This is a genomic window from Caulobacter sp. SRI_008, from assembly GCF_057586355.1.
This window is the reverse complement of the sequence record NZ_JBYCZS010000005.1, coordinates 1-16,909: the sequence shown is the minus strand read 5'-3', so window position 1 is coordinate 16,909 and position 16,909 is coordinate 1. Positions and strand designations below refer to the sequence as shown.

Annotated in this window: 13 protein-coding genes and 1 tRNA gene; 10 read left to right on the top strand and 4 right to left on the bottom strand. The window is 68.5% G+C overall.

All coding sequences use genetic code 11. The features are described 5' to 3' along the window. Positions 1-21: 21 nt before the first annotated feature. Together AC2YHT_RS05960 and galE are read left to right on the top strand one after the other, a co-directional pair. Positions 22-96: transfer RNA gene (locus AC2YHT_RS05960), tRNA-Asn, on the top strand. A 215-nt stretch (positions 97-311) separates the two neighbouring features. After that, the gene (galE, locus tag AC2YHT_RS05955; protein WP_487288664.1) at positions 312-1,286 is read left to right on the top strand and encodes a UDP-glucose 4-epimerase GalE; all 975 of its coding nucleotides are present in this window, start codon (positions 312-314) and stop codon (positions 1,284-1,286) included. Positions 1,287-1,305: 19 nt separating this feature from the next. Here galE and AC2YHT_RS05950 read toward each other — a convergent pair whose 3' ends face one another. Together AC2YHT_RS05950 and AC2YHT_RS05945 are read right to left on the bottom strand one after the other, a co-directional pair. Continuing rightward, positions 1,306-1,788 (bottom strand): hypothetical protein, encoded by a 483-nt coding sequence (locus AC2YHT_RS05950; protein ID WP_487288662.1) that lies wholly within the window; start codon positions 1,786-1,788, stop codon positions 1,306-1,308. A gap of 90 nt (positions 1,789-1,878) precedes the next feature. Continuing rightward, on the bottom strand, positions 1,879-2,310 hold the full coding sequence (locus AC2YHT_RS05945; RefSeq protein ID WP_487288661.1) for a hypothetical protein: 432 nt from the start codon (positions 2,308-2,310) through the stop codon (positions 1,879-1,881). 175 nt (positions 2,311-2,485) lie between these two features. Here AC2YHT_RS05945 and AC2YHT_RS05940 point away from each other — a divergent pair, with 175 nt between their 5' ends. The 8 genes from AC2YHT_RS05940 to AC2YHT_RS05905 all read left to right on the top strand — a co-directional run bounded on the left by AC2YHT_RS05940 (position 2,486) and on the right by AC2YHT_RS05905 (position 14,236). After that, positions 2,486-2,815 (top strand): hypothetical protein, encoded by a 330-nt coding sequence (locus tag AC2YHT_RS05940; protein WP_487288659.1) that lies wholly within the window; start codon positions 2,486-2,488, stop codon positions 2,813-2,815. 99 nt (positions 2,816-2,914) lie between these two features. Continuing rightward, the gene (locus AC2YHT_RS05935) at positions 2,915-3,487 is read left to right on the top strand and encodes a protein-L-isoaspartate O-methyltransferase family protein (RefSeq protein ID WP_110121236.1); all 573 of its coding nucleotides are present in this window, start codon (positions 2,915-2,917) and stop codon (positions 3,485-3,487) included. A 125-nt stretch (positions 3,488-3,612) separates the two neighbouring features. Beyond that, positions 3,613-5,058, top strand: coding sequence for a TolC family outer membrane protein (locus AC2YHT_RS05930; RefSeq protein ID WP_487288658.1), 1,446 nt, complete (start codon positions 3,613-3,615; stop codon positions 5,056-5,058). Positions 5,059-5,193: 135 nt separating this feature from the next. Then, positions 5,194-5,736: a pole-organizing protein PopZ gene (gene popZ / locus AC2YHT_RS05925; protein ID WP_487288656.1), complete on the top strand. Its 543-nt coding sequence runs from the start codon at positions 5,194-5,196 to the stop codon at positions 5,734-5,736. Between the two features lie 150 nt (positions 5,737-5,886). Next, positions 5,887-8,706 (top strand): valine--tRNA ligase, encoded by a 2,820-nt coding sequence (locus tag AC2YHT_RS05920; protein ID WP_487288655.1) that lies wholly within the window; start codon positions 5,887-5,889, stop codon positions 8,704-8,706. 260 nt (positions 8,707-8,966) lie between these two features. Continuing rightward, complete coding sequence (locus AC2YHT_RS05915; protein ID WP_487288654.1) at positions 8,967-10,718, top strand: class I adenylate-forming enzyme family protein; 1,752 nt, start codon at positions 8,967-8,969, stop codon at positions 10,716-10,718. Between the two features lie 1,025 nt (positions 10,719-11,743). Continuing rightward, positions 11,744-13,582, top strand: a complete 1,839-nt coding sequence (gene aspS, locus AC2YHT_RS05910; RefSeq protein WP_487288653.1) for an aspartate--tRNA ligase — start codon at positions 11,744-11,746, stop codon at positions 13,580-13,582. A 108-nt stretch (positions 13,583-13,690) separates the two neighbouring features. Next, entirely contained in the window at positions 13,691-14,236 is a 546-nt protein-coding gene (locus AC2YHT_RS05905) for a hypothetical protein (protein ID WP_487288651.1), read from the top strand. A gap of 3 nt (positions 14,237-14,239) precedes the next feature. On the opposite strand, the gene AC2YHT_RS05900 is transcribed toward AC2YHT_RS05905, so the two are convergent. Beyond that, complete coding sequence (locus AC2YHT_RS05900; protein WP_487288650.1) at positions 14,240-14,737, bottom strand: pentapeptide repeat-containing protein; 498 nt, start codon at positions 14,735-14,737, stop codon at positions 14,240-14,242. Between the two features lie 77 nt (positions 14,738-14,814). Beyond that, positions 14,815-16,909 (bottom strand): TSCPD domain-containing protein (locus AC2YHT_RS05895; RefSeq protein ID WP_487288649.1); only part of this gene is annotated, 2,095 nt, incomplete at its 5' end.

The following is a 16,909-nucleotide window of genomic DNA, read 5'->3' as shown; positions in this document are numbered from 1 at the left end:
CCTCTCTTGAGAGCGACCTGTTCCGCGGTAGCTCAGTGGTAGAGCAGCCGGCTGTTAACCGGCTGGTCGTAGGTTCGAATCCTACCCGCGGAGCCACTCTCCCTTCGATCGTTCGAAGGGTTCGCCGTCAGGAAGATTTCCCCTTCTGCCTTCGCCTGATCGTCCGGACGCGGCGCGTCCGCGGGCTCCATGGCCAAGGCTTTGGGGTTGCGGCCGGCGCAAGGTTCGGCGACATGCAGAAACGCCCGGGCGCCAGGATCTCGGGCGGCGAAAGAGGGCCGGTGTCCAGTTCCCAATCGATGTCCCAATCGATGTCCGGGTCGATTCTCGTGGCCGGCGGCGCCGGCTATATCGGGTCTCACGCCTGCAAGGCCCTGGCGGCCGCCGGCTACAGCCCCGTCACGCTCGACAACCTGGTCATGGGCCACGCCGACGCCGTGAAGTGGGGGCCGCTGCACGAGGGTGACATCCGCGACGAGGCCCTGGTGACCGAACTGGTCGCCCGTTACGACATCAAGGGCGCGATCCACTTCGCGGCCCACAGCCTGATCGGCGAGAGCAACCGCGATCCGGCCAAGTACTATGACAATAACCTCACCGCCGGGGTGATCTTCGCCAAGGCCCTGGCCGACGCCGGCGTCGCGCCTCTGGTCGTCTCCTCGACGGCCTCGGTCTACGGCGCGCCCGAGGTCTCGCCGATTCCTGAGAGCCACTCGACCCGGCCGATCAATCCCTACGGCTCGACCAAGCTGGCCCTGGAAGACGCCCTGCGCTGGATGGAGCCGGCCTACGGCCTCAACGTCACGGTCCTGCGCTATTTCAACGCCGCCGGGGCCGACCCCGACGGCGAGATCGGCGAGCGCCACGAGCCGGAGACCCATCTTGTGCCGCTGCTGTGCCGCGCCATGCTGGGCCGCGCCGGGCCGCTGACCGTGTTCGGCGACGACTATCCCACGCCCGACGGCACCGCGGTCCGCGACTACGTCCACGTCACCGACCTAGCCGACGCCCACGTCCTGGCCCTGGGCCGCCTGATCGAGGGCGGTCGCGGCGACACCTACAATGTCGGGGCCGGGCAGGGGGCTTCGGTGCTGCAGCTGATCAAGGCCGCCGAGGCCGTGGCCGGCAAGCCCGCCCCCTACGGCTACGGCCCCCGCCGCGAAGGCGACCCGCCGGCCCTGGTCGCCGACATCTCCCGCATCGCCGCCGATCTCGGCTGGCGGCCGACGCGCTCGCTGGAAACGATGATCGCCGACGCCATGCGCTTCGAGGCCTCGCGCGGCTGACGCCGTCCGCCCTTCCTCCTCAGGAAGCCTTGGCGTTCCTGGGTGCAGCGTAGATCAGCGCGCAATCCGAAAAGGCCGGCCGGTAGTTCAGCATCAACGGGCGCTGCTTGCTCCAGATGTACATGCCGGCCTTGCCGCCGGATGAGCCTTGGAGCACGCGATCAGCTTGGCCCTGCCGCGTGAGCGTTTCGCCCAGCAGGTCGGCGCAGGCCTTCTGGCCGTCCAGGTGAAGCGTGATCTCGTAGAGCTCGCGGCTGTGGCGGTCGAACCTGAACGTCGCCTCGAACTCGCGTCCGTCCTTGCTGAGGCGTCCAGTCGAGATGAGCTGAAGCGGCTGCTCCTGGAGGTGGCCGGGTTCCTCCAGGCGAGCCGGCGAGAGGCGTCCGGCGGACCCGGCGACGACCTTCGCATCCGACATGCCCCATTTCGCCCACGCCGCCACGGGCGCGTCGGTCGACGCGGGAGCGCATGCGGCGAGGCCGCCGAGCAGGCAGAGGATCAAGGGGGATCGCATGCAGGCTTCGCCTTGGTGGAAGGCCGACGCTAGCGGTCTTGCGATGTCGCTGCAATCAGGCGTCGAGCGCGCGAACGGCTACGCCTCAACCAGCTTCTGCAGCTCGCGATAATAGGTCTCGGTGTACTGGTGCTGCTGGTCCAGGCTGGCCAGCATCTCGGGGCGGGCGAAGACCTCGGCCGGAATGGTCACGCCCTTGCGGCCGTGGCGCACGCACAGGCCGTCGGCGATCAGGCCGCTGACGTGGCGGCGCACCGTCTCGGCCGGCATAACCAGCGAGTCGGCGATCTGCACCACCGTCACCGGACGGCGCAGGGCGTCCTGGACCACCTTTTCCTTGGCGTCGAAGCCCATGTTGGGGCGGATGTGGGCGGTGTTGGCCACCCAGATGGTGGTGAAGACGATGGCCCGGACCGGGTCGTTGCCGTGCAGGCCCTTGGCGACATCCAGCGAGCGCAGGAAATAACCCGCCGAAAGGCGGACAACCGCGCGCCGAACATCCGTGCCCATACCGTCCCCTGAAGCCCTTGGCCCGATTAACCGTGGTGCTGAGTCGCCGCGCCAGCAAAATTCACCATGTCCCCATTTTGGGGACAGTATGCTTTTGGGGGAGGCGTTAACGACGATTTTGCGCCATACGGGCCGCCGAATTCAGGGGAAGGCGTACGCGGGGGCGCGGCTGGGCATGAGTGAGATCGAAGCCAGATTGCGTGAGGCCGCCACCGCCGTGGGTGTGGAAAGCCGTATCGAGGTGCTGCTCAAAAGCGTCGAGGAAGCCATCGAAAGCTATCCCGACGACGCCGACCCGCGTTACCTGACCCGCCTGATCGACCAGCGCACCGCCTTGCTGGAACCGGATCTGGCGCTGATCGCCCGCATCGCCGTGCAGCTCTGCGAGAACGACGCCGCCCGCGCCGCTGTGCTCGGCCCGCCCCTGGCCACGGCCGCCACGGTCTGTCCGCTGATGCGTCCGGCCGTCAACCAGCTGCGTCGCCTGCTCGGCGAAGGGGTCTGACGCGACGCCGAACGCCCTGCATGCGTAATGCAAGCGGCTGATTGCCTTCCGACGAGACGCGGACCTATAAGCCTGTCGAACCGCTTTCCGAGGAAGTCCATGAGCTCCGATTTCGCGGCCGCCCGCCTGAACATGGTGGAAAGCCAGATCCGCACCGCCGACGTGACCGACCTGCCGCTGCAGGACGCCCTGCGTGTGGTTCCGCGCGAAAACCTCGTGCCCGCCGGCAAGGCCTACCTGGCCTATGCCGACGCCGAAGTCGAATATGCGCCGGGCCGCACGCTGATGCGTCCGCGCGACATCGGCAAGCTGCTGCAGATCATCAAGCCGCGCGCCGGCGAGAAGGCCCTGGTCATCGCCGCGCCGTACGCCGCCGTGGTGCTCGAGACCATGGGCCTGGCCGTCACCCGTCTCGACGGCGACGACCTGACCGCCGTTCCGGCCGGCGAATACGATGTTATCGTCACCGAAGGCGCCGTGCCGAAGGCGCCGGCCTCGTGGACCGGGGCGCTCGCCCTGCACGGCCGTCTGGGCGTCGTCGAGCGCCAGGGGCCGGTCGGCCGCGCCACGCTCTATGTCCGCGCCGAAGACGGTGTGGCCGGTCGTCCGGTGTTCGATTCGACGCCGTCGCTCCTGGCCGGTTTCCCGGTCGAGGCCGGCTTCGCGTTCTGATCCGGGCTTATTTCACGCGGGCGCACAACGCCTGCGTGAAAAAAGCTTAACTAGCGACGGTTGACGGCCGGCCTTACAGCGCTGGTATTGAAGCGAGAGCTTCGGGTGTGTTGGGGAAGAACGGGATGTCGAAGAGCCGTCGGGCCGGGTTGCTGGCCGCCGCCTGCTGCATGGGTTTCATGGCCTCGGCCGCGAACGCCGAGACGCTGACCGACGCCGTCTCCCTGGCGTACCAGACCAATCCGACCCTGCAGCAGCAGCGCGCGGTGCAGCGGGCCACGGACGAGACCGTCGTCCAGGCCAAGACCGGCTTCCGTCCGACCGTCAGCGCCACCGCCGACATCTCGGCTTCGCGCACCGACTACGCCGAGCGTACTAACGGTCTGGACCGCCTGAAGACCAGCGGCAGCGGCGCCACCGTCTCGCTGTCGCAGCCGCTCTATACGGGCGGCAAGGCCAGCGCCAACCTGACGGCCGCCGAGGCGACTGTCCTGGCCGGCCGTGAAGACCTGCGCAGCGTCGAGCAGTCGGTGCTGGCCACTGTCATCACCGCCTATGTCGACGTCCGCCGCACCGAGGAAAGCCTTCGGATCGCCCAGGAAAACGTCAACGTCCTGACCCGCCAGCTCGACGAGTCGAACGCCCGCTTCGAGGTCGGCGAGATCACCCGCACCGACGTGGCCCAGTCGCAGGCGCGCCTGGCCGCCGCCAAGGCCAGCCTGTCCTCGTCCCAGGCCAACCTGGCCGTCGCCCGCGCGAACTACGCCCAGGTCGTCGGCCAGAATCCGACCGACCTGGCGCCCGAACCCTCGCTGGCCGCTCTGCTGCCGGCCAGCGTCGAGCAGGCCTTCGACGCCGCCGAAGCCAACAACCCGGCCGTCGTCGCCGCTCGCTACAGCGAGCAGGCCGCCACGGCCGACGTCGCCGCGGCCCGCGCCGCCTACCTGCCCACCGTCTCGGCCGGCGCCAGCCTGGGCTACGACGCCAGCGAGGTGAACGGCGCCGGCAAGCAGTTCGGCGACTACGACCGCGCCGTCGCCGGCTCGATCACCGCCCGCGTGCCGATCTTCACCGGCGGCCTCAACGCCTCGGCCGTCCGCGCCGCCCGCGAGCGCGAGAACGCCGCCCGCATCGCCGTCGAGGGCGCCAAGCGCACCGTCGTGCAGCAGGTCTCGTCGGCCTGGAGCACCCTGCTGGCCGCCCGCGCCAACCTCGTGTCCAACGAGGAGCAGGTGAGGGCGACCAAGATCGCCTTCGAGGGCGTCCGCCAGGAGCAGCAGGTCGGCCTGCGCACCACGCTCGACGTGCTCAACGCCCAGCAGGAGCTGCGCGCCGCCGAACTGGCCCTCGTGACCGCCCGCCGCGACGAATACGTCGCCAGCACCGGCGTGTTGCAGGCCATGGGCGCGCTCGACATCGCCAAGCTGGCCCCCGACGTGACGCGCTACGATCCCAAGACCTCGTACGACAAGGTCAATCACGCCTTCGGGTGGGTGCCGTGGGAGCCGGCCGTGCAGGCGCTCGACAAGATCGCCTCGCCGGCCGTGGCGACGCCCGCTCCGGGTAAGTAAGTCCGTCCAATCCTGGACGAATCATCGCCTCGCCCATCCTTGGCCTTGCTTAAGCCGTGCAAGTCTGCACCATCGGTGGTGCGCGTCTTGCAGGACGCCAAGGATTCGTAGCCCTTTAATACGGCCCAGCCCATCATGTCCGACCAGAGCTCTCAAGAACCGACGATGGAGGAGATCCTCGCCTCGATCCGGCGGATCATCTCCGAAGACGACGCTCCGGCGGCCGAAGCGCCGCCGCCCGCGCCCGAGCCGGTTCCCGAGCCCGAGCCGCTGATCGAGGACGACGTCCTCGACCTGACCGATCCGATCGAGCCGCCGGCTCCGGTCGAGACGCTCGGCGACCTCGACGTCTACACCCCGGAACCCGAGCCGGAGCCGGCCTATGAGCCGCCGCCCCCGCCGCCGGAACCGGCCTACACCCCGCCCGCGCCGGCCTTCAACCGCGACGAAGTGGCCGAGACCCTGGTCGGCGACCACGCCGCCGGCCTTGCCGCCAGCGCCTTCGGCAGCCTGAGCTCGGCCCTGCTGATGCCGGCCAACGGCCGCACGCTGGAAGACGTCGTTCGCGAGCTGCTGCGCCCGCTGCTCAAGGAGTGGCTGGACACCAACCTGCCGCGCATCGTCGAGAACAAGGTCGAGGAAGAGGTCCACCGGATCTCGCGCGGCCGCGGCGTATGATGCTTGCGTCGCACCGTCCCTAGGGCGGCCGCCGACGCATTGAAATTGAGAAGGCGGTCGCTCCGGCGGCCGCCTTTTCCCGTTCAAAATCCCCGATAATCCCGTCGCCCGGTTTCGCGGGGCGGCGCTAAGTGGCATATCCCCTCCGCCATGCTTGAAAAGACCTTCGATCCCAAGTCCGTCGAACCCCGCCTGTACGCCGCCTGGGAGGCCTCCGGGGCCTTCAAGCCAGCTGAGGATCCGAACGCCGAGCCGTTCGTCATCGTGATCCCGCCGCCGAACGTCACGGGCAGCCTGCACATCGGCCACGCGCTGAACAACACGCTGCAGGACGTGCTGACCCGCTTCCACCGCATGCGCGGCAAGGCCGCCCTGTGGCTGCCGGGCACCGACCACGCGGGCATCGCCACCCAGATGGTGGTCGAGCGCCAGCTGGCCGCCGCCGGCAACATCGGCCGCCGCGACATGGGCCGCGACGCCTTCGTCGAGCGCGTCTGGGAATGGAAGGCCGAGAGCGGCGGGGCGATCACCAACCAGCTGCGCCGTCTGGGCGCCAGCTGCGACTGGTCGCGCGAGCGCTTCACCCTGGACGAGGGCCTGTCGGCCGCCGTCCGCAAGGTCTTCGTCCAGCTCTACAAGCAGGGCCTGCTCTATCGCGACAAGCGCCTCGTGAACTGGGATCCCCAGTTCCAGACCGCCATCTCCGACCTCGAGGTCGAGCAGAAGGAGGTCGACGGCGCCTACTGGCACTTCGCCTATCCGCTGGCGGACGGCGTCACCTATCAGCACCCCGTCGAGTTCGACGACGAGGGCAAGCCGACCCAATTTGAGACACGCGACTACATCGTCGTGGCCACCACCCGTCCCGAAACGATGCTGGGCGACACCGGCGTGGCCGTCCATCCGTCGGACGAGCGCTACAAGGACCTGGTCGGCAAGGACGTGGTCCTGCCGATCGTCGGTCGCCGCATCCCGATCGTCGCCGACGACTACGCCGACCCGACCAAGGGTTCGGGCGCGGTGAAGATCACGCCCGCGCACGACTTCAACGACTTCGGCGTCGGCAAGCGCGCGGGCCTGCCGGCCATCAACATCCTGACCCCCGAAGCCAAGCTCAACGACGCCGTCCCGGCCGAGTATCAGGGCATGGACCGCTTCGCCGCGCGCAAGGCCATCGTCGCCCGCGCCGAGGAAGAGGGCTGGCTGAAGGAGATCGAGAAGACCAAGCACATGGTCCCGCACGGCGACCGTTCGGGCGTGGTCATCGAGCCCTACCTGACCGACCAGTGGTACGTCGACGCCTACACCCTGGCCCAGCCGGCCCTGAAGGCCGTCGAGACCGGCGAGACGGTCTTCGAGCCGAAGCACTGGGAAAAGACCTACTTCGAGTGGCTGCGCAACATCGAGCCCTGGTGCGTCTCGCGCCAGCTCTGGTGGGGCCACCGCATCCCGGCCTGGTTTGGGCCTTCGAATGACCCGGCAGATGTGGACCAGCACACCTCGAAGATCTTTGTCGGTGAGACCGAAGAAGACGTGATGGTGGAGGCTTCGGCCTATTACGGCTCTGGTACCCGAGTTCGCTTCGTTGAGGGGTGGCCTACTACGGTCAGAGACGAAGAAGGTAATATCGTTAGCGTCGAGCTTAAGCGCGATGAAGACGTCCTCGACACCTGGTTCAGCTCGGCCCTGTGGCCGTTCTCGACCCTCGGCTGGCCCGAAAAGACCCCGGACGTCGCCCGCTTCTACCCGACCAGCACCCTGGTCACCGGCTTCGACATCATCTTCTTCTGGGTCGCCCGGATGATGATGATGGGCATCCACTTCATGGGTGAAGCCCCGTTCAAGCAGGTGTTCATCAACGCCCTCGTCCGTGACGAGAAGGGCGCCAAGATGAGCAAGTCCAAGGGCAACGTCATCGACCCGCTCGCCCTGATCGACGAGCTGGGCTGCGACGCCGTGCGCTTCACCCTGACCGCCATGTCGGGCCAGGCGCGCGACATCAAGCTCTCCAAGCAGCGCATCGAGGGCTACCGCAACTTCGGCACCAAGCTGTGGAACGCCACGCGCTTCGCCCAGATGAACGGCTGCGTCCGCGTCGAGGGCTTCGACCCCGCGAGCGTGACCCAGCCGATCAACAAGTGGATCCGCGGCGAGGTCGTCAAGACGCTCGGCGAGGTCACCAGGGCTCTCGAAGCCCCGGCCTTCGACGAGGCCGCCGGCAGCCTCTACCGCTTCATCTGGAACGTCTTCTGCGACTGGTACCTGGAGCTGGCCAAGCCGATCCTCAACGGCGAAGACGAGGCCGCCAAGGCCGAGACCCGCGCCACCACGGCCTGGGTGCTCGACCAGATCCTGATCCTGCTGCACCCGGTGATGCCGTTCATCACCGAGGAGCTGTGGGACAAGACGGCGGAAGAGGGCGGTCCGGCCCGCCAGGCCATGCTGATCTCGACCCAGTGGCCGGAACTTCCGGAAAGCTGGATCGACGCTGACGCGGCCGCCGAGATCGGCTGGCTGGTCGACACGGTCGGCGAGATCCGCTCGCTGCGCGCCGAGATGAACGTGCCGCCGTCGGCCAAGCCGGCCCTGGCCGTGGTCGGCGCGGGCGAGGGCACCCAAGGCCGCCTGTCGCGTCACCGCGATCTGCTGCTCAGCCTGGCCCGCCTGGGCGAGATCTCCCTGGCGGACGCCGCGCCCGCCGGCACGGCGCCTGTGGTGATGGGTGAAGCGACCGGCGCCCTCGGCGTCGCCGAGTTCATCGACGTCGCCGCCGAGAAGACCCGCCTGACCAAGGAGATCGCCGGCCACGTCTCGGAGATCGAGAAGACCGGCAAGAAGCTCGGCAACCCCGACTTCCTGGCCCGCGCCAAGCCCGAGGTCGTCGACGAAAACCGCGAACGCCTCGCCGAGGCTGAAGCGGCGAAGGCCAAGCTGGAAGCGGCTTTGCAGCGCTTGGCGGCGATGGCCTAATTGCGATCCCTCTCCCCTTGCGGGAGAGGGTGGCCCCGCGGAGCGGGGTCGGGTGAGGGGTCTCTCAGAACCGCCCGCGCGACCCCTCACCCGTCGGCTTCGCCGCCACCTTCTCCCGCAAGGGGAGAAGGACGGGGCGGCCAACTAAACATTGTTCCCTTATCTATCCAAACGACCGTTTACATCGGTCGTCCCGCCGTGCTTACTCGACGGAAACGCGCCGCTTCCAACGAGCGCGAGCTACACCGGGAGAGTAACGAATGACCCAGGCCGCTCACGCCTTGCCCCCTTGGCCCGCCATGTCGGTGAAACAGGCCTACGCCCTGATCACCGCCCCGGGAACGCCCGGCGAGATGGAGGAGGTGGTGATCCGCGGCGTGCCGACGCGGACCTGGAAGAACCTTCCGCCCACCCTGCGCCACACCCTGCAGGTCGGCCGCACCCACGGCGACAAGATCTATCTCGTCCACGAGGACGAGCGGGTCAGCTTCGAGGCCTTCTACCGCGCCGTCACCGTCTTCGCCGCCGAGCTGGAGGCCAAGGGCGTCAAGAAGGGCGATCGGGTGGCCCTGGTCATGCGCAACCTGCCCGAATGGCCTGTGGCCTTCTATGCGGGCCTGTCGATCGGCGCGATCCTCACCCCGCTGAACGCCTGGTGGACCGGGCCGGAGCTGGAATACGGCCTCGTCGATTCCGGCGCCTCGGTCGCGGTGATGGACGTCGAGCGCTTCGAGCGCCTGGCCGAGCATTTCGACAACTGCCCCGACCTCCAGCGCGTCTACGTCTCGCGCGCCAGGGAAGAGATCGCCCATCCCTACGTCACGCGCCTGGAAAGCGTGATCGGCGGCCCCAACGACTGGATCAAGCTGGAGGAAAAGCCGCTTTCGACCGTCGAACTGGGTCCCGAGGACGACGCGACGATCTTCTACACCTCCGGCACCACGGGTAAGCCCAAGGGCGCCCTGGCTACGCACCGAGCGGTCAACAGCAACATCTTCGCCGCCGCCGCGGCTTCGGCGCGCAGCTTCCTGCGCCGTGGCGAGGCTCCGCCCCAGCCCGATCCCAGCCTGCCGCAGAAGGGCGCGCTGATCTCGGTGCCGTTCTTCCACGCCACCGGCTGCTTCGCGGTGATGAACCCCGGCCTGTTCGGCGGCGCGAAGCTCGCCATGATCCGCAAGTGGGATCCCGAAAAGGCCATGCAGCTGATCCAGGACGAGAAGCTGACCCAGATGGGCGGCGTGCCGACCATCGCCTGGCAGATCATCGAGCATCCCTCCCGCGACAACTACGACCTGTCGTCGCTGGAGGCCGTGGCCTATGGCGGCGCGCCCTCGGCGCCCGAGCTGGTGCGCAAGATCAAGGAGATCTGGCCGAAATCCTCGCCGGGCAACGGCTGGGGCATGACCGAGACCTCGGCCACCGCCACCTCCAACTCGGGCGAGGACTATGAGAACCGTCCCGAAAGCTGCGGCCCGGCCGTGCCGGTCACCGACCTGAAGATCATGACCCTCGAGGCGCCCTACCAGGAGCTGCCGATCGGTTCGGTGGGCGAGCTGTGGTGCAAGGGGCCGCAGGTGGTGAAGGGCTACTGGAACAAGCCCGAGGCCACGGCCCAGACCTTCATCGACGGCTGGGTGCGCACCGGCGACCTGGCCCGCCTCGACGAAGAGGGCTTCTGCTACATCATCGACCGCGCCAAGGACATGCTGATCCGGGGCGGCGAGAACATCTACTGCATCGAGGTCGAGAACGTCCTCTACGACCACCCGGCGGTGATGGACGCGGCCCTGGTCGGCGTCGACCACAAGACCCTCGGCGAGGAACCCGCCGCCGTCGTCACCCTGAAACCCGGCGCCGAGGCCACCGAAGACGAACTCCGCGCCTTCGTCGCCGACCGCCTGGCCGCCTTCAAGGTGCCGGTGCGGGTGGTGTTCTGGCCCGAGACCCTGCCACGCAACGCCAACGGCAAGATCCTGAAGACCGAACTGAAGAAGGTCTTCGTGACGGGGTAGACGTCCCTCTCCCCTTGCGGGAGAGGGTGGCCTGCGAAGCAGGTCGGGTGAGGGGTCTCTCAGAACTCAACACGGCGTACAGCGGTCAGGCCGGGCTCGGGGCCTGATCCCTCCACCCGTAAAATCCCCGCGAAAGCGGGGACCCAGGTGTTTTATCGTCGAGCGCCGTGGGTGGCAGAAAAAGCCTGGGTCCCCGCTTTCGCGGGGATTTTACGGAGTTGGGGCGGCGTTACGCACACTGCTCACACGGCGTAATCGGAAAATAATCCAGTAAGTTCAACGCGCTAAAACTTTATAACCCCAACTTATCCTCCCCCACTCAAGCCGCCCCATAATCATCGCCATCCCAGCCATGGGGAGGGCTCTTGGTACCGGCCCGAGTTAGCGGCTGTGGATCGCATCGAGCGGGGCCGCTTGGGGCGTCATGGGAAGGGCGGGTTTGCAGGATCGCTCAGAAGGCGTGATTGGGCCGCCAGCCGTTCCGTGACGAGACAAGCGGGTCGACAGGGTCGGGATCGTTTCAAACCGGCCTAACAGGATCAGCCGAGGCGCCGCCGGATCACCGCGGGGCTATTGGTCCTGCCCGTCCGAGGGACAACCGGGTCCAGGGTTGAAAAAGCACCCGCGCCCCCGGTCCTTCGAGCCTACGATGCGGCGGAGCGGTCAGACGAAGCCGAAACGCTAAAACACATCACGGTCTCCGGGCTCCGCCCGGCCGCTCCGCGCCTCCCCGCCAACTTTCGTGGATCGCCACGGGAGATCGCAAACCCGTGTCCCTCTCCCCTTGCGGGAGAGGGTGGCCCTGCGGAGCAGGGTCGGGTGAGGGGTCTCTCAGAACTCAAAGCCGCGAGCAGTGGTGAGGCCAGGTGCGATGTCGGATGTCTGAGAAACCCCTCATCCGACGGCCTTCGACCGCCACCTTCTCCCGCAAGGGGAGAAGGAACAAGATTGCCAGAATCCTTGACATAAACGCCCCCGCATGCGCCTTTCCGCGCCTTGCAAATCAACGCGTTTCAAAGCCTTTCATGACCACGATGCACGCCTATCGCACCCATAACTGCGGCGCTCTTCGGGCCAGCGACACCAACGCCAATGTGCGTCTGTCGGGCTGGATCCACCGCAAGCGCGACCACGGCGGCCTGGTCTTCATCGACCTGCGCGACCACTACGGCCTGACCCAGCTGGTGCTGCACCCGGAGACCCCGGGCTTCGCCATCGTCGAGCGCCTGCGCGCCGAGAGCGTGATCCGCGTCGATGGCCAGGTCGTGGCCCGCGACGCCAGCGTCGTGAACCCCAACCTGCCGACCGGCGAGATCGAGATTCGCGTCACCGACGTCGAAGTGCTGTCGACCGCCGACGAACTGCCGCTGCCGGTCTTCGGCGAGCCGGACTATCCCGAAGAGATCCGCCTCAAGCACCGCTATCTCGACCTGCGCCGCGAGACCCTGCACAAGAACATCGTGCTGCGTTCGCGCGTGATCCAGTCGATCCGCAACCGCATGTTCGCCCAGGGCTTCAACGAGTTCCAGACGCCGATCCTGACGGCGTCCTCGCCGGAAGGCGCGCGTGACTTCCTGGTGCCCTCGCGTCTGCACCCGGAAAAGTTCTACGCCCTGCCGCAGGCGCCCCAGCAGTTCAAGCAGCTGCTGATGGTCTCGGGCTTCGACCGCTACTTCCAGATCGCCCCGTGCTTCCGCGACGAGGACCTGCGCGCCGACCGTTCGCTGGAATTCTACCAGCTCGACGTCGAGATGAGCTTCGTCACGCAAGAAGACGTGTTCGCGGCCATCGAGCCGGTGATGCACGGCATCTTCGAGGAGTTCGGTTCGGGCAAGCCGGTCTCGCCGATCAGCGAGGCCCACACCTTCACCAACGACTTCGGCGCGACGCTCGAGCACAAGGGCTTCGAGCGCCTGACCTACGCCCAGTCGATGGCCTGGTACGGCAGCGACAAGCCGGACCTGCGCAACCCGATCAAGATGGCCGACGTCTCCGAGCACTTCCGTGACGGCGGTTTTGGCCTGTTCGCCAAGATCCTCGGCGCCGACGCCAAGAACGCCATCTGGGCCATCCCGGCCCCGACCGGCGGCAGCCGCGCCTTCTGCGACCGCATGAACAGCTGGGCCCAGGGCGAAGGCCAGCCGGGCCTCGGCTACGTCTTCTGGTCGGAAGACCAGGGCGGCTGGGGCGGCCCGATCGCCAAGAACCTGGGTGAACCCACCCAGGCCCTGATGGAGAGCCTGGGCCTGGGCAAGGGCGACGCCGCCTTCTTCGTGGCCGGCGATCCGGCCGTGTTCGCCAAGTTCGCAGGCCTCGCCCGTACCCGCGTCGGCACGGAGCTGAAGCTGGTCGCCGAAGAGCAGTTCAAGTTCTGCTGGATCGTCGACTTCCCGATGTTCGAGTGGAACGAGGACGAGAAGAAGGTCGACTTCTCGCACAACCCGTTCTCGATGCCGCAGGGCGGTCTGGAGGCCCTGGAGACCCAGGACCCGCTGACCATCCGCGCCTATCAGTACGACATCGTCTGCAACGGCTACGAACTGTGCTCGGGCGCGATCCGGAACCACAAGCCCGAGATCATGCTCAAGGCCTTCGAGACCGCCGGCTACGGCCCGGAAGTGGTCGAGGAGCAGTTCGGCGGCATGCTGAACGCCTTCCGCTACGGCGCGCCGCCGCACGGTGGTCTGGCCCCCGGCATCGACCGCATCGTCATGCTCCTGGCCGAGCAGGTCGCCATCCGCGAAGTCATCGCCTTCCCGCTGAACCAGCAGGGCCAGGACCTGCTGATGAACGCCCCGGCCAACGTGCTCGACAAGCAGCTCAAGGAACTGCACATCCGCACGGCTCCGCCCATCAAGGTCTAAGGATCTGAGGGCAAGCGCCTGAAAGACAAAGCCCTCCGGCCGTTCGGCTCGGAGGGCTTTTTCGTGTTATGGTGCCGCTGTCGGGGGTGCGCCCAGGGAGGGTTCCCGATGTTCAGGACCGCTTTAGCGCTATCTCTTTGCCTGTCCGCCGTGACGGTCGCCCAAGCCGCGCCGCCGTCCGCCGCCGACCAGAAGATCATCGCCAGCGCCATGTCGGCCGCGCCACCGGCCATCGGCAAGGACGCGGCGATCATGACCTTCGCCGCCGACGGCTCGATGCGTCACCTGCGCGACGGCACGAACGGCTACACCTGCATGCCCGACATCCCGACGACGCCGGGCGTCGATCCCATGTGCGCCGACGCCAACGCCATGGAATGGGCGAGCGCCATGTTCGGCCGCAAGCCGCCGCCGGAAGGCAAGCCGGGCTTCATCTACATGCTCAAGGGCGGCTCGGATCCCAGCAACCTCGACCCCTACGCCACCAAGCCGATGGCCGGGGATGACTGGGTCAAGACCGGTCCGCACGTCATGGTCGTCGGCGCGCCGGGCATGTTGGCCGGCTATCCCGGCGGCGCGCGTCCGGATACGTCGAAGCCCTACGTCATGTTCCCGGATACGCCCTACGCGCACCTGATGCTGCCGGTGCGCTGAGCCCTAGCGGCAGCGCGGGATCGACAGGCCGCGCGGCAGGGTCGTCGAAGGATCGCCGCAGGCGCGGTTCAGCTGCGCCTGCGTCAGGCCCGTGGCCCGGTCGAGCTCGGCGCCCGAGAAGTTGACGCCCGACAGGTCGGCGCCCGCGAAGCTGGCCCCTTCCAGATAGGCGCCGACGAAGGTCGCGTTGGTCAGGTTCGCGCGGGCGAAGCTGGCGCCGCCGAAGACGCCGCCATAGGCGTTGACGTCGCGCAGGTCGCCGCCGGTGAACCGCGTGCGGCCCATCACCGCCAGCGACAGGTCGGCCTGCCGCAGGCGGGCGCCGGCCAGGTTCTTGGCCTTCAGCGTCAGGCCCGACAGGTCGGCCTGGAAGAGATTGCACTTGGGGCAGTCGGCGCCGCGGCGCACGCGCTCGATCTGTCCGGCGTTCTGCGCCAGGGCGGGACCGGCCAGGGCCAGGGTCGAGAGCGCGGCGGCGGCGAGGAGGGCCAGCGGTTTCATTTCGGCACGCGTCCTAGGCGATGGAAGGGGCGAGGTATGGGACTTGCGACCTTCGCAGCAAGCCCCGCGCCAGAAACTCATCCCCGGGGGGAAGGCCGTTCGGCCTGGCCGTTGCAGCTTTCGCAGACCACGAGGCCGCCCTTGCGGCTCAGGGCGACGTCGCCGCAGGCTGGGCAGATGTCGGCCTGGTCGGCCTGCGCGCTGGTCTTGGCCTCGTCGTCCTTGCGACGGCCGAAGGCGGCGAAGACCAGGTTGTCCGGCGTCGCGCCGCGCGAGAAGCCTTTGGAGATGAACTTCGAGGCCGGCAGCGGCGCGGGCTCGTCAGCCTCGTCCTCGGTCTCGGCGTTCTTGCCTCGGCCCAGGCCGTCGGCGTTGAACTCCTGCGGGTCGCCGTTGGCCAGGTCGTCTCGACCCAGGTACGAGACGCCCAGTTCGCGGAAGATGTAGTCGAGGATCGAGGTCGCCGACTTGATCGAGTCGTTGCCCGTTACCGGCCCGGCCGGCTCGAACTTGGTGAAGACGTAGGCGTCGACGAACTCGTCCAGCGGCACGCCGTGCTGCAGGCCCAGCGATACGGCGATGGCGAAGTTGTTCATCAACGACCGGAAGGCGGCGCCTTCCTTGTGCATGTCGATGAAGATCTCGCCGACCTCGCCGTCCTCGTATTCGCCGGTGTGCAGATAGACCTTGTGGCCGCCGACGGCCGCCTTCTGGATGTAGCCCTTGCGGCGGTCGGGCAGCTTGCGGCGCTCGCGCCGGCGCTCGACCACCTTCTCGACCACCCGCTCGGTGACGACCGGCTCGGGCGGCCTGGCGCGCGGCGCCTCGGTCGGGGCTTCTGGCAGGTCGAGCGTGAAGTCGGCCGGGGCGGCGGCGCGCGACAGCTTCAGAGCCCGAACGCCGGCGCGGGCGGCCGAGGCCTGCAGCCGCAGCAGGTCGGCCGGGCGGGCGTCGAACGGCGCGACCAGGGCCAGCGGCCACGGCGCGCAGGCGAAGGCCTCGACGGCGGCGGTGAAGGCGATGCGGTCAGCCTGGCCCGGCGCCTCGAAGGCGCGGAACAGGACCTGGGTTTCCGGCGCCAGGGCCGTCGCGTCGTGAATGCGGCCGGTTCCAACCGCGTGGGCCTGGGCGGCGGCGATCGTCTCCGGCGCGAAGCCGGCGAAGGCCAGGGTGTCGAAGGCGGGATCGGCCAGCGCCTCGGCGGGCGCGCCGAGCACGTCGCTGAGGAAGTCGGCGCCGACCACGGCTGGCGCGAAAGCCGCACGCAGGTCGCCGGTGGACCGCAGGACGCTCTCCGCAAGCGTGATCTCGTGGCCTGTGAAGCCGACGGCCGCCAGGGCGCGATGGTCGAGGCCCTGGGCCTCCTCCAGTGATCCAGCGCCAAGCGCGTGCAGGCGCGCGGCGTCGAGATCGGCGCCGTCGGCGCGCAGAGCCGACTGGGCGGCGCCGGAGAATTGGCGCACGGCGACGCCATCGAGGGTCTCGGCGGCCTGGATCAGGCTCCAGACCGTATCGAGGCCGGGGCGAGCGCCCAAGCGCAGGGCCGTCTCGGCGTCTTCGAAAGCGGCGACGACGCCCGTTCCGCGTAGGCCGTGGGCGCGCACGGCGGTCATAGCGCGATCCAGCGCGGCGACGGCCTCAGCCGCCAGCGGCGCGTCGAGCTTGGTGGCGAGCGTGGCGCGCTCGGCCAGCGTGTCCGTGACGCGCTGTTGGTCGGCCGTGAAGGTCTCGGCGGCGCCGAGCACGCCGGCGACCTCGGCGGAGGCCGTCAGAGCCTCGCCGGAGGCCAGGGCCCACAGCGCTGCGGCGGCGTCACGACCGGCGGACGTCGCGGGCGACAGTCCTTGGGCCAGCAGCCAGTCGCCGACGCCAGCCAGGCTCAAGGCCACGGCGCCGTTGATCGGGCGCTCCAGCTCCAGCGCGATCGCCCACAGGCGCACCGCGTGGCGGAAGCCGGCGAGGTCGAAGCCTTCGTCGCCAAGGAAGGCGGCGGCGTTCACGGCGGCGCGGGCCGCGTGGCCGGCGGACAGATGATCGGCGTCGGCGGGCGACAGGGCCAGGACGATCTGGCCGGTCTCCCAGCTGGCGCGAGCGGCGAGGGCGGCGGCCTCGTCACCGGCGGCGACGTCGGCCGGCTCGGCCAGGGCCAGCAGCGGCGCCGGCTTGGCCGGT